Below are 11,730 nucleotides of genomic sequence, written 5' to 3' on the forward strand. Positions count from 1 at the left end.
GGCGGGCTTCGGGACGGGCTTACGGATCAGCTGCTGGCGCATGCTGCCTCCTCGCTCAGACCAGGGCCGGGCGGCGGGGTTCCACCGTGCGGCTGTCGGGGAGCAGTTCACCGGTGTCGTCGAACACCACGACTCCGTTGCACAGCAGGCTCCAGCCCTGTTCAGGATGGGAGGCCACAATGCGGGCGGCGTCGTGATCGGCGCTGTCGGCAGTAGGGCAGGGTGGCTGGTGGGAGCACATGGCGCACCTCCTCGCGAAGTGGGGCGGGAGCGCCGGTGGTCACCCGGTCGAATCCGCGATCCACGGTGGCGGTGAGTATTACTGATCGCCACCCCCGGACGGAACCCATATCCGCCGTCCAGTTCACGGTGTGTATGCCCGATTACCATGCGCTCATGCCCGCTATCCGGATCGTTCACCGCACGTCTTTGCCGCCGGTCGAGGCGTGGCCGATGCTCACGGACTGGGAGCGCCACGGCGAGCAGGTCCCGCTCACCCGGACGATCATCGAGACGGCTCCCCCGACCCACGTCGGAACGATCTTCACGGCTCGGACCGGCGTGAGCAGGATCACATTCGACGATCGCATGGAGGTCGTCGTGTGGCGACCCCCTGCGGAGGGTTTACCGGGATTGGTCCGGCTGGAGAAGCGCGGCCGGTCGGTGTCGGGCTGGGCGGAGATCGAGATCCGCCCCCTCGTCACGGGCGGCGCGGAGGTCCACTGGCGGGAGGAGCTGCGCCTGCGCGGCCTCCCCCGCGCCCTGGACCCCGTGGTCGCGGCGGCGGGCCGTCTCCTCTTCGGCCGGGCCCTCGCACGGCTGCTTCGGCCTTAGGGTTTCGTGATCACCGCGCCGGTGATCACGAAGCGACCGAGGAGATCTCCGTGGCCACTCCGCCACAGCCACAGCCACAGCAGCAGGGCGCCGGCCCGTACAACCCCTACGCCGCGCCCGTCCCGCAGCAGGGCGGCCCGGCCGGCCCCGGGTACGCGGGACCGCAGCCCTACGGTGCGTACGGCGCGTACGGCGCGCACCCGGAGCCGGGCCGGTACGGCTGCCGGCTGTGCGGGGCCTGGCCCGCCGCGCACGCGACCGTACGCGGCCACCAGGGCCTGATCGTGCTGATGCGGTTCCTGAGCCTGCGGGGACCGTTCTGCCGCGACTGCGGGCTCGCCACCTACCGCCGGATGTCCTCGGACACCCTGTGGCAGGGCTGGTGGGGGCCGCTGTCCGCCTTCGTCACGCCCGTGACCCTGCTGATGAACCTCGGCCCGCGGTCGGCCTTCCGCAAGCTCGCTCCCCCGGCGGGCGGCCACCGGCCCGCGCTCGACCCGGGCAAGCCGATGTGGCGCCGGGGCCCGGTCCTGCTGTTCCTCGCACCGGTGCTGCTCGTCCTGCTGGGGATCCCCGCGCTGATCGGGGTCGCCCTGCTCGTCGGTGACAGCACGCCGACCCTGTCGGTGGGCCAGTGCGTCGGCAACGAGTGGGACGGGGACAGGCTGAGGCTGCACGTGCGGGACTGCGGTTCGCCGCGCGCCGAGTACCGCGTCAGCAAGCGACTGGAGACGTCCGGTGACCAGTGCGCCCCGCTCGACCGGGTCGCCGGCCCCGAGTACGGCCCGGACGGCTCCACGCTCACCTGCCTCACTCCCCTGCCCAGGTGAAGCGAGAGCTCCCGGACACCGTGAGGCGTCCGGGAGCTCTCGTCCGCGGCCACGCGTCAGCGGATCGGCATGCCGGAGATCGTGCGGGCGATCACCAGGCGCTGGATCTCGCTGGTGCCCTCGAAGATCGTGTAGATGGCGCTGTCCCGGTGCATGCGCTCCACCGGGTACTCACGGGTGAAGCCGTTGCCGCCGAGGATCTGGACCGCCTGGGCGGTGACCTTCTTGGCGACCTCGCTCGCGAAGAGCTTCGACATCGAGCCCTCCGCCGACTCGAACGGCCGGCCCGCCACCGCCATCCAGGACGCGCGCCACACCAGCAGCCGGGCCGCGTCGATCTGCGTCCGCATGTCGGCGAGCTGGAAGGCCACGCCCTGGTTGTCGATAATCGGGCGGCCGAACTGGGTACGGGTCTTCGCGTAGTCGAGGGCCACCTCGTAGGCCGCGCGCGCGGTGCCGACGGCCATCGCGCCGACCGCCGGACGGGATGCCTCGAAGGTGGCCATGGCCGCGTTCTTCACTCGCTCGCCGCCGCCGCTGCGGGCGCGCTCGTGGGCCCGCGCGAGGCGCTCGTCCAGCTTCTCCTTGCCGCCGAGCAGGCAGGAGCCGGGGATCCGTACGTCTTCCAGCACCACCTCGGCGGTGTGCGAGGCGCGGATGCCGTGCTTCTTGAACTTCTGCCCCTGGGACAGGCCGGGGGTGTTCGGCGGGACGATGAAGGAGGCGTGCCCCTTGGTCCCCAGCGCGGCATCGACGACCGCGACGACGATGTGGACGTTGGCGATACCGCCGTTCGTCGCCCAGGTCTTGGTGCCGTTGAGCACCCACTCGTCCTTGGCCTGGTCGTAGACGGCCCGGGTGCGCATCGAGCCGACGTCGGAGCCGGCGTCCGGCTCGGAGGAGCAGAAGGCGGCGACCTTCACGTCGTCCGGGGTCCCGTACATCTGCGGGATCCAGGTGCCGATCTGCTCCTCGGTGCCGTTGGCGACGACGCCGATGGCCGCGAGTCCGGTGCCGACGATGGACAGCGCGATGCCGGCGTCGCCCCAGAAGAGCTCCTCCATCGCCATCGGAATGCCGAGGCCGGTCGGGTCGAAGAACTGCTGGGCGTAGAAGTCCAGCGAGTAGATGCCGACCTTGGCGGCCTCCTGGATGACGGGCCAGGGAGTCTCTTCGCGCTCGTCCCATTCCGCGGCGGCGGGGCGCATCACATCGGCGGCGAAGCCGTGGATCCAGTCCCGCACCTGCTTCTGGTCGTCGTTCAGCTCCATGGTGAACTCCGCCATGTCCCCTCCACCTGTCTGTACTCGTCCCTGCGGAAGTTACTAGCGGTAACCTACGCGAAGACCACAGTCTGTTACCGGCGAGTAAGCACTGTCAAGCACCGTCCGCAGCGGCCACGACGCCGGACGGGGTGACCTCCGATTCGATCGACGGGGTGTGCGGGGTGTTACGTTGCGTGGGCGTCACGCACATCGCAAGGGCGGGGAGAGAAACACGTCATGGAGACCACTCAGCAGGCCGGCGAGCCGGGAGCGGCCGAACGCCGCCGGCGGGAGCTGCTCGAAGCCGCCGACCGGGTCGTGCTCAGGGACGGCCCCAAAGCCTCCATGAACGCGATCGCGGCGGAGGCCGGCATCACCAAGCCCATCCTCTACCGGCACTTCGGGGACAAGGCGGGCCTCTACCAGGCCCTCGCCGTCCGGCACACCGACGCCCTGCTCGACTCGCTGCGGGCCGCGCTCGACGCCCCCGCCGAGCGGCGCCGCCGGGTGGAGGCGACCCTCGACACCTACCTTGCCGCCATCGAGGCCCGCCCGCAGGTCTACCGCTTCCTCATGCACCCGGCCGAGGACTCCCACAGTGCCGAACGCGGCTTCGACGTCGGCCTGCACTCGGCCCCGCTGCTGCGCCGGCTCGGCGAGGAGCTGGCCGAGGTGATCGGCGAACGCGTGGACCTCGGCCCGGGGGGCGAACGCCTCGCCCGGATCTGGGGCCACGGCATCGTGGGCATGATGCACGCGGCCGGCGACTGGTGGCTGGGCGAACGGCCCTGCGAGCGCGCGGACCTGGTCGCGGGCCTCACCGACCTCCTCTGGGGCCGCCTGGCCACCGCCGGCAACCGCAAAGACGGCCCGGGCTTCTAGCCCGATTCAGCCTCGCCGGCGTTTGAGGCGCAGGTCCGGGCGGAGCCCGGTGCCCGGCGGAGCCGGGTTTCCTGAGGCTCCGCCCCAGACCCCGCTCCTCAAACGCCGGAGGGGCTGGAACAGCCCGGGCGAAGCCGAAAAAGAGGGGCGCGGTGGGGTTGGGCCCGCCAAGGCCGAGGTTGGTCCGGCAGGGCTGAACTTGCTAGCCGCGCGGCGAAGCGGTGGACCAGGGGGCCTTGCGGATGGCGCGCCGCAGGCGACGACCTCGAAGCCCGGTCACGCGGTCCGCGTACACGGTCCCGTCGAGGTGGTCGCACTCATGCTGCAGGCACCGCGCGAAGAACCCCGTCCCGGAGATCCGGACAGCCGCCCCGTCCGACGTGACGCCCTCCACCACCGCGTGGTCGAAGCGGACCGTCCCCGCCTCCAGCCCCGGCAGGGACAGGCATCCCTCCGGCCCCAGGAACTCGTCCCCGTCGGCCGTCACCAGCCGCGGGTTGACGATGTGCCCGACGTGGCGGACGTCCTCGTCGTCGGGGCAGTCGTAGACGAACACCCGCTGTCCGACGCCGATCTGGTTCGCCGCGAGCCCGACGCCCTCGGCGGCGTACATCGTGGCGAACATGTCCTCGATGAGCCGGTCGAGTTCCGGGCCGAATTCGGTGACTTCCGCGCACGCGGAGTGGAGCACCGGATCACCCAGCAGGCTCATGGTGCGGACGAGGCCGGAGGTACCGGGGATGGGGCGCTGTCGCATGGCCGTAAGCCTACGACGGGCGACTATATGAGGAGATCCGCGGCGGGGTGGGGGCGCCGCGGTCAAGGCTCCGGCCGGTACTGGATAGGCTGGGGCCGACCGACGCAAGGAGGACAAGGGACGATGGCAGGCAACACGGAGCCGCTTTCGCCGCGGGCCAAGCTGGCCGTGACGGCGGGCAAGGCCGCGGCGGCGGTGTCGCGGGCCGCGGGACGCGGAAGCGGATCGGTAATCGGTGGCAAGGTCGCACTCAGGCTCGACCCCGATCTTCTCGGCGCGCTGGCGCAACATCTCGATGTCGTCCTCGTCTCCGCGACGAACGGCAAGACCACGACGACCCGACTGATCGCGGAGGCCCTGCGGGCCAGCGGTCCGGTCGTGTCCAACGCCCTCGGCGCCAACATGCCGGCGGGCATCACCTCCGCGCTGGCAGGCGGCTCGGACGCCAAGTACGGCGTCATCGAGGTCGACGAGAAGTACCTGGCCGGAGTGGCCCGGGACGTCACCCCCAAGGTGATCGCCCTGCTCAACCTCTCCCGCGACCAGCTGGACCGCGCCGCCGAGACCCGCATGCTGGCGGAGAAGTGGCGCGAGGGCCTCCAGGGCTCCAAGGCGGTCATCGTCGCCAACTGCGACGACCCGCTGATCGTGTGGTCCGCCTCCTCCTCCCAGAACGTGGTGTGGGTCGCGGCCGGGCAGGAGTGGAAGGACGACGCCTGGTCGTGCCCCTCCTGCGGCGGTGTCATGCAGCGCCCGGGCGACGACTGGTTCTGCGGCGAGTGCGGATTCCGGCGCCCGATCCCGACCTGGGTGCTCTCCGGCGATCACGTCCTGGACCCGCACGGCTCGGCCTGGCCGATCCACCTCCAGCTGCCCGGCCGCGCCAACAAGGCCAACGCCGCCACCTCGGCGGCCGTGGCCGCCGTCTTCGGCGTCCCGCCGCAGGTCGCGCTGGAGCGGATGTACCAGGTGCAGGCCGTCGCCGGCCGCTACGACGTGGTGAGCTTCCAGGGCCGTGAGCTGCGGCTGCTGCTCGCGAAGAACCCGGCGGGCTGGCTCGAAACGTTTTCCCTGATCGATCCCCCGCCGACCCCGGTGATCCTCTCGGTGAACGCGCGCGGTGCCGACGGCACCGACACCTCCTGGCTGTGGGACGTGGACTACCCGCGGCTGGCCGGTCACCCGATCTTCGTGATCGGTGACCGCAAGCTGGACCTCGCGGTCCGCCTGGAGGTCGCGGGCCTGGACTTCCGGGTGTGCGACACCCTCGACGAGGCCGTGCAGCTCGCGCCGCCCGGACAGATCGAGCTGATCGCCAACTACACCGCCTTCCAGGACGTGCGCCGCCGCGTCGGCAACTAGTACCCATAAAGGACAAGAGCATGAGCGACAACAGCCTGCGTCTGGTGTGGGTCTACCCGGACCTGCTGAGCACGTACGGAGACCAGGGCAACGCCCTCGTGGTGGAGCGCCGGGCGCGCCAGCGCGGCCTGGACGTGCAGCGCGTGGACGTGCGCAGCGACCAGCCGATCCCCACCTCGGGCGACATCTACCTGATCGGCGGTGGCGAGGACCGGCCGCAGCGTCTGGCCGCGGAGCGCCTGCTGCGCGACGGCGGCCTGGAGCGGGCCGTCTCGAACGGGGCGATCGTCTTCTCCGTCTGCGCCGGGTACCAGATCCTCGGCAAGGAATTCGTCAACGACCAGGGGCAGCGTCAGGAGGGCCTCGGCCTGCTGGACGTCGTCACCCTGCGCGGTGAGGGCGAGCGGTGCGTCGGCGACGTCCTCGCGGACATCGACCCGCGCCTGGGCCTGCCGCAGCTGACGGGCTTCGAGAACCACCAGGGCGTGACCCACCTCGGCCCGACGGCCAAGGCGTTCGCCCGGGTGACCATGGGCCGCGGCAACGGCACCGGTGACGGCACCGAAGGCGCGTACAACGACACGGTGTTCGGCACGTACATGCACGGTCCCGTGATGGCCCGCAACCCGCAGATCGCGGACCTGCTGCTGAAGCTGGCCCTCGATGTGAACGCGCTGCCGGCCATAGACGACCGGTGGTACGAGGCGCTGCGCGCGGAGCGCATCGCCGCCGCGACGCAGCCTGCGTAGCGCCCTGCGGACCGCTCATCGGGGCGGCCCCTCCATCATGTGTTCGGCCCGGTTTTCCCTAGGGGGAACCGGGCCGACGTCGTTTCGTACGACGAGTACGACCAGCATGTGGAGGATGGTTCAGTCCACCTCTCCACCGCTTGTAGGGTGGCCGTAGTTCCAACCGGACGACGTGGTCCGGTCGTCGGCCCACGTTGCAAAGGTCCGTTCCTGCCATGCGCATAGGTGTGCTCACTTCCGGTGGCGACTGCCCCGGTCTCAACGCCGTCATCCGCTCCGTCGTGCACCGTGCCGTGGTCGACCACGGCGATGAGGTGATCGGCTTCCTCGACGGCTGGAAGGGCCTGCTGGAGGCGGACTACCGCAAGCTCGACCTCGACGCCGTCGGCGGCATCCTCGCCCGCGGCGGCACCATCCTCGGCTCCTCCCGGGTCCAGCCCGCGCACCTGCGCGACGGCGTGGAGCGCGCCCGCGGCCACGTCGCGGACCTCGGCATCGACGCGATCATCCCGATCGGCGGCGAGGGCACGCTGAAGGCCGCGAACCTGCTCTCGCAGGCCGGTCTGCCCATCGTCGGTGTCCCGAAGACCATCGACAACGACATCGCCTCGACGGACGTCACCTTCGGCTTCGACACCGCCGTCGGGGTGGCCACGGAGGCGCTGGACCGGCTGAAGACCACCGCCGAGTCCCACCAGCGCGTGATGGTCGTGGAGGTCATGGGCCGCCACACGGGCTGGATCGCCCTGCACTCCGGCATGGCGGCCGGCGCGCACGCGATCGTGGTGCCGGAGCGCCCCTTCGACATCGAGCAGCTGACGGAGATCGTCGGCGAGCGCTTCTCCGCGGGCAAGCGGTTCGCGATCGTCGTGGTCGCCGAGGGTGCCAAGCCGAAGCCGGGCTCGATGGACTTCGAGGAGGGCGGCACCGACATGTACGGGCACGAGCGGTTCGCCGGCATCGGCAACCGGCTCGCCGTGGAGCTGGAGCACCGCCTGGGCAAGGAGGCCCGGCCGGTGATCCTGGGCCACGTCCAGCGCGGCGGCACGCCGACCGCGTACGACCGGGTCCTCGCCACCCGCTTCGGCTGGCACGCGGTGGAGGCGGCGCACCGGGGCGAGTTCGGCATGCTGACCGCGCTGCGCGGGACGGACATCGTGATGGTGCCGCTCTCCGAGGCGACCTCGACCCTCAAGACGGTTCCGGCCGACCGGTACGACGAGGCGCAGACCGTTCTCTGACGTCCCTTTTGTGCGCCTCTCTATCCTGGGCCGCCCCCGCGCGCAAGAGCGTGCGGGGGCGGCACTACTGTGGTGGGGCACCACAGTCAAGGGAGTGAACAGATGGATCACAGCGGGCACGGCATGGACATGCACATGGACATGGACCTGCCGCCGTTCACTCTCGGGCGCGGACTGGAGTTCTCCTTCGACGCCTTCTTCCTGATCGGCTCGCTGGTCGGGCTCGCCCTGTACGGGTGGGGCGTGCTGCGGCTGCGCCGGCGCGGGGACTCCTGGCCGCTGGGCCGGACCATCGCCTTCACCGTGGGCGTGCTGACCGTGATCCTCGTGATGTGCACCAAGCTGAACGACTACGGCATGGTCATGTTCAGCGTGCACATGGTCCAGCACATGGTGATCAGCATGGTCACCCCGATCCTGGTGCTGCTGGGCGCCCCGGTGACGCTGGCGCTGCGTGCGCTGCCGCCCGCCGCCCGCGGTCACAAGGGGCCGCGCGAGCTGCTGCTGATGCTGCTGCACAGCCGGTACATGAAGGTCATCACCCACCCGGCCTTCACGATCCCGATGTTCATCGCGAGCCTCTACGCCCTGTACTTCACCCCGCTCTTCGACTTCCTGATGGAGAGCCGGACCGGGCACATCGCGATGATGGTCCACTTCCTCGCGGTCGGCCTCATCTTCTTCTGGCCGATCATGGGCATCGACCCGGGTCCGCACCGGCCGGGCTACGTGATGCGGATGCTGGAACTGTTCGCGGGCATGCCCTTCCACGCCTTCTTCGGCATCGCCCTGATGATGGCGAGCCAGCCGATGATCAAGACGTACGCGAACCCGCCGGCGTCCCTCGGCATCGACCCCCTGCTCGACCAGCAGTGGGGCGGCGGCATCGCCTGGGCCTTCAGCGAGATCCCCTCGGTGCTGGTCCTGATCGCCCTCGTCTACCAGTGGTACCACTCCGAGCAGCGGGCCGCGCGGCGTTCCGACCGGGCCGAGGACCGCAGTGGTGACAAGGAGCTGGCGGCGTACAACGCGTATCTCGCCTCGCTCCAAGCGCGTGGCCAGTAGCGCGACACCGCCTTCGCGCGCGACCATGGGGCATGACCGGATCCGTTAAGGCGATGGCTGTCATGACCTTCGCCGCTCTGGTGGCCGTCGCCACGTATTCCGTGGCCCTGGGCAGCAACGGCTGGCTGTGGTTCGGCTGGGTGGTGCTGGGGCTGCTGACCGCCGGGATGGCCGCCACACGCAATGTCTGAGTAAGGTCCCCTCCGCCCCCTGCATCCCGTGGCTCACCGTCCGTAAAATGGCTGTGACAACGGGATATCGACAGGAGCGGCCTGGTGTTCTACCACTTGCTCAAGCACGTGTTGCTCGGCCCCCTGCTGCGGCTGCTGTTCAGACCTCGGATCGAGGGTCTGGAGAACATCCCCGCGGAGGGTGCCGCGATCGTCGCGGGCAATCACCTGTCCTTCTCCGACCACTTCCTGATGCCCGCCATCCTCAAGCGGCGGATCACCTTCCTGGCGAAGGCCGAGTACTTCACCGGTCCCGGGGTCAAGGGCCGGCTCACGGCCGCCTTCTTCCGCAGCGCAGGGCAGATCCCCGTGGACCGGTCGGGCAAGGACGCCGGGCAGGCCGCCCTGCGCGAGGGGCTGGCGGTCCTGGCCAAGGACGAGCTGCTGGGCATCTACCCGGAGGGGACGCGCTCGCACGACGGCCGGCTCTACAAGGGCAAGGTGGGTGTGGCGGCGATGGCCCTGGGCGCCGGGGTGCCCGTGGTGCCCTGCGCGATGGTCGGCACCTTCGAGATCCAGCCGCCCGGGAAGAAGATCCCGAAGATCCGGCGGGTGACGATCCGCTTCGGCGAGCCGCTGGAGTTCTCCCGGTACGCCGGGATGGAGGGCGAGCGGGCGGTCCTGCGGGCGGTCACCGACGAGATCATGTACGCGATCCTCGGACTGTCCGGCCAGGAGTACGTCGACCGGTACGCGGCCGAGGTCAAGGCCGAGGAGGAGGAACAGCGGAAGAAGGCCCGGCGCACCGCGCGCTGAGCCTTCTCCCGCTCGTCCTGGCCGGTCCCGCCCGTCCTTAACGGACGGCGGGGAGCTCCTCCGGCGCCGGGAGGACCGAGGACTCGGCCGGGGCGTCGGACGACAGGGACTTCGCCGCGGCCGGGGCCGGAGCCACGGGGGTGGCGTGCGGGGCGCACGTCACGTCCTTGGCGTCGACCTTGCCGGTGAGCAGGTAGCTGTCCACCCGGGTGTTGATGCAGGGGTTCAGCAGGCTGGTGACGCCGTGCGAGCCCGCGCTCTTCTCGGTGATCAGCCGCGAGCCGGCGAGGCGGCGGTGCAGCTCGACCGCGCCCTTGTACGGGGTGGCGGCGTCGCGCTCGGACTGGACGATCAGTACGGGCGGCAGCCCGTGCTTGGCGCCGACCGCGATCGGGGTGCTCTGCTTGGCCTTCCAGGTCGCGCAGGGGAGGTTCATCCACGCGTTGGACCAGGTCAGGAACGGGTACTTCTCGTGCAGCTTGCTGTTGTCCCGGTCCCACTTGGACCAGCTGGTGGGCCACTTCGCGTCGGCGCACTCGACGGCGGTGTAGACGGCGTTGCCGTTCTCCGACGCCGCGTTGCCCTTGGTGTCCGTCATGTCCGGGGCGATGGCGTCGACGAGCGCCTGCTCGTCACCCGCCTCGTACGCGGCCCAGGTCTGGGCGACCGGCACCCAGGAGGAGTCGTAGTACGGGGCGCCCTGGAAGAAGCCGATGAGTTCGGCCGGGCCGACGATCCCGCCGAGCGGGTTGGCCTTGGCCTTGGCGCGCAGCTTCTGGTAGCGGGCCTCGACCTTGGCGCGGGTGTCGCCGAGGTGGAAGACGGCGTCGTTCTTGGCGACCCAGTCCTGCCAGTCGTTCCAGCGCATCTGGAAGGCGACGTCCTGGCCGAGGTTGGCCTCGTACCAGATGTTGTCCTGCGACGGGTCCACCACGCTGTCGACGATCATGCGGCGCACGTGGGTCGGGAAGAGGGTCGCGTAGACCCCGCCCAGGTAGGTGCCGTAGGAGACGCCGAGGTAGTTCAGCTTCTTCTCGCCGAGGCCGGCCCGGATCACGTCGAGGTCGCGCGCGGTGTTCGGCGTGGTCATGTGCGGCAGCATCTCGCCGCTGCGCTCCTTGCAGCCGTCCGCGTACTCGGCGGCGAGCTTGCGCTGGGCGCGCTTGTCGGCCTCGGAGTCCGGGACCGGGTCCGCCTTGGGGGCCTTGACGAACTCCTGCGGGTCGATGCAGGAGATCGGCGCCGAGTGGCCGACGCCGCGGGGGTCGAAGCCCACGAAGTCGTAGGCCTTGGAGGTGTTGACCCACAGCGGGCTCTTGGTGGTGACGCGGCGCGGGAAGCGCATGCCGGAGCCACCGGGGCCGCCGGGGTTGTAGACGAGCGCGCCCTGGCGCTCCTCCTTGGTCCCCGTGCTGCCGATCCGGTCGACGGCGATGTCGATGGTCTTGCCGTACGGCTTCGCGTAGTCGAGCGGGACCTTCACCCAGCCGCACTGGATGGGCTTCTCGAAGCCCCAGTCCGCCGGGCAGTCCTTCCAGTCGATCCCGGTGCGGGCGGCCCGGGCGGCGGCGATCTGAACGCCCAGCGCCTCCGGCAGCCTGCCGTCGCTGCCGGCCGAGGCCGCCGCGGCCGGCGGAGCCAGCAGCAGGCTCGCCGCGAGTGTGCCGGTGATCAGTGTGGCGGCGCTCCCCAGCGCCGCGTTGCGTATCACGTGGTTGTTCCCCCTGCGTCAGGTGCCGCCGTGGGCGGCCGGGTTGGT

13 protein-coding genes are annotated in these 11,730 nt (G+C 70.6%); 9 read left to right on the plus strand and 4 right to left on the minus strand.

Translation table 11 applies throughout. The annotated features are described in order from the left end of the window. Window positions 1–55: 55 nt before the first annotated feature. Entirely contained in the window at window positions 56–241 is a 186-nt protein-coding gene (locus tag ACZ4YL_RS27270) for a DUF5999 family protein (RefSeq protein ID WP_030011808.1), read from the minus strand. A gap of 155 nt (window positions 242–396) precedes the next feature. On the opposite strand from ACZ4YL_RS27270, the gene ACZ4YL_RS27275 reads away from it, so the two are divergent. Together ACZ4YL_RS27275 and ACZ4YL_RS27280 are read left to right on the plus strand one after the other, a co-directional pair. Next, complete coding sequence (locus ACZ4YL_RS27275; RefSeq protein ID WP_468120133.1) at window positions 397–834, plus strand: SRPBCC family protein; 438 nt, start codon at window positions 397–399, stop codon at window positions 832–834. Window positions 835–884: 50 nt separating this feature from the next. Further along, the gene (locus tag ACZ4YL_RS27280; protein WP_468120135.1) at window positions 885–1,664 is read left to right on the plus strand and encodes an LppU/SCO3897 family protein; all 780 of its coding nucleotides are present in this window, start codon (window positions 885–887) and stop codon (window positions 1,662–1,664) included. Window positions 1,665–1,720: 56 nt separating this feature from the next. On the opposite strand, the gene ACZ4YL_RS27285 is transcribed toward ACZ4YL_RS27280, so the two are convergent. Continuing rightward, entirely contained in the window at window positions 1,721–2,950 is a 1,230-nt protein-coding gene (locus tag ACZ4YL_RS27285; protein ID WP_468120136.1) for an acyl-CoA dehydrogenase family protein, read from the minus strand. Between the two features lie 216 nt (window positions 2,951–3,166). Between ACZ4YL_RS27285 and ACZ4YL_RS27290 the strand changes: the two genes are divergently transcribed. Continuing rightward, a complete protein-coding gene (locus ACZ4YL_RS27290) occupies window positions 3,167–3,811 on the plus strand; it encodes a TetR/AcrR family transcriptional regulator (RefSeq protein ID WP_030011804.1) in 645 nt (214 codons plus the stop codon). A gap of 202 nt (window positions 3,812–4,013) precedes the next feature. On the opposite strand, the gene def is transcribed toward ACZ4YL_RS27290, so the two are convergent. Next, the gene (gene def / locus ACZ4YL_RS27295) at window positions 4,014–4,568 is read right to left on the minus strand and encodes a peptide deformylase (RefSeq protein WP_468120138.1); all 555 of its coding nucleotides are present in this window, start codon (window positions 4,566–4,568) and stop codon (window positions 4,014–4,016) included. 123 nt (window positions 4,569–4,691) lie between these two features. On the opposite strand from def, the gene ACZ4YL_RS27300 reads away from it, so the two are divergent. The 6 genes from ACZ4YL_RS27300 (at window position 4,692) to ACZ4YL_RS27325 (ending at window position 9,971) form a co-directional block, all read left to right on the plus strand. Beyond that, window positions 4,692–5,930 (plus strand): MurT ligase domain-containing protein, encoded by a 1,239-nt coding sequence (locus tag ACZ4YL_RS27300; RefSeq protein WP_389121651.1) that lies wholly within the window; start codon window positions 4,692–4,694, stop codon window positions 5,928–5,930. Window positions 5,931–5,950: 20 nt separating this feature from the next. After that, window positions 5,951–6,679, plus strand: coding sequence for a type 1 glutamine amidotransferase (locus ACZ4YL_RS27305; RefSeq protein ID WP_150256333.1), 729 nt, complete (start codon window positions 5,951–5,953; stop codon window positions 6,677–6,679). Between the two features lie 215 nt (window positions 6,680–6,894). Then, window positions 6,895–7,920: a 6-phosphofructokinase gene (locus ACZ4YL_RS27310; RefSeq protein WP_468120141.1), complete on the plus strand. Its 1,026-nt coding sequence runs from the start codon at window positions 6,895–6,897 to the stop codon at window positions 7,918–7,920. A 102-nt stretch (window positions 7,921–8,022) separates the two neighbouring features. After that, window positions 8,023–8,985 (plus strand): cytochrome c oxidase assembly protein, encoded by a 963-nt coding sequence (locus ACZ4YL_RS27315; protein WP_373039141.1) that lies wholly within the window; start codon window positions 8,023–8,025, stop codon window positions 8,983–8,985. A 32-nt stretch (window positions 8,986–9,017) separates the two neighbouring features. Further along, on the plus strand, window positions 9,018–9,176 hold the full coding sequence (locus ACZ4YL_RS27320) for a hypothetical protein (RefSeq protein WP_030010293.1): 159 nt from the start codon (window positions 9,018–9,020) through the stop codon (window positions 9,174–9,176). An 84-nt stretch (window positions 9,177–9,260) separates the two neighbouring features. Next, entirely contained in the window at window positions 9,261–9,971 is a 711-nt protein-coding gene (locus tag ACZ4YL_RS27325; RefSeq protein ID WP_301372646.1) for a lysophospholipid acyltransferase family protein, read from the plus strand. Between the two features lie 37 nt (window positions 9,972–10,008). On the opposite strand, the gene ACZ4YL_RS27330 is transcribed toward ACZ4YL_RS27325, so the two are convergent. Beyond that, entirely contained in the window at window positions 10,009–11,682 is a 1,674-nt protein-coding gene (locus ACZ4YL_RS27330; protein WP_468120142.1) for an alpha/beta hydrolase, read from the minus strand. Window positions 11,683–11,730 lie beyond the last annotated feature (48 nt).

It is taken from the genome of Streptomyces sp. NPDC030021 (assembly GCF_055574035.1).

Excerpts from the sequence above, each read along its gene's own strand:
- ACZ4YL_RS27320 (WP_030010293.1), top strand. The coding sequence starts at position 9,018 with ATGACCGGATCCGTTAAGGCGATGGCTGTCATGACCTTCGCCGCTCTG.
- ACZ4YL_RS27310 (WP_468120141.1), top strand. The coding sequence starts at position 6,895 with ATGCGCATAGGTGTGCTCACTTCCGGTGGCGACTGCCCCGGTCTCAAC.
- ACZ4YL_RS27315 (WP_373039141.1), top strand. The coding sequence starts at position 8,023 with ATGGATCACAGCGGGCACGGCATGGACATGCACATGGACATGGACCTG.
- def (WP_468120138.1), bottom strand. The coding sequence starts at position 4,568 with ATGCGACAGCGCCCCATCCCCGGTACCTCCGGCCTCGTCCGCACCATG.
- ACZ4YL_RS27285 (WP_468120136.1), bottom strand. The coding sequence starts at position 2,950 with ATGGCGGAGTTCACCATGGAGCTGAACGACGACCAGAAGCAGGTGCGG.
- ACZ4YL_RS27305 (WP_150256333.1), top strand. The coding sequence starts at position 5,951 with ATGAGCGACAACAGCCTGCGTCTGGTGTGGGTCTACCCGGACCTGCTG.
- ACZ4YL_RS27275 (WP_468120133.1), top strand. The coding sequence starts at position 397 with ATGCCCGCTATCCGGATCGTTCACCGCACGTCTTTGCCGCCGGTCGAG.
- ACZ4YL_RS27270 (WP_030011808.1), bottom strand. The coding sequence starts at position 241 with ATGTGCTCCCACCAGCCACCCTGCCCTACTGCCGACAGCGCCGATCAC.
- ACZ4YL_RS27290 (WP_030011804.1), top strand. The coding sequence starts at position 3,167 with ATGGAGACCACTCAGCAGGCCGGCGAGCCGGGAGCGGCCGAACGCCGC.
- ACZ4YL_RS27300 (WP_389121651.1), top strand. The coding sequence starts at position 4,692 with ATGGCAGGCAACACGGAGCCGCTTTCGCCGCGGGCCAAGCTGGCCGTG.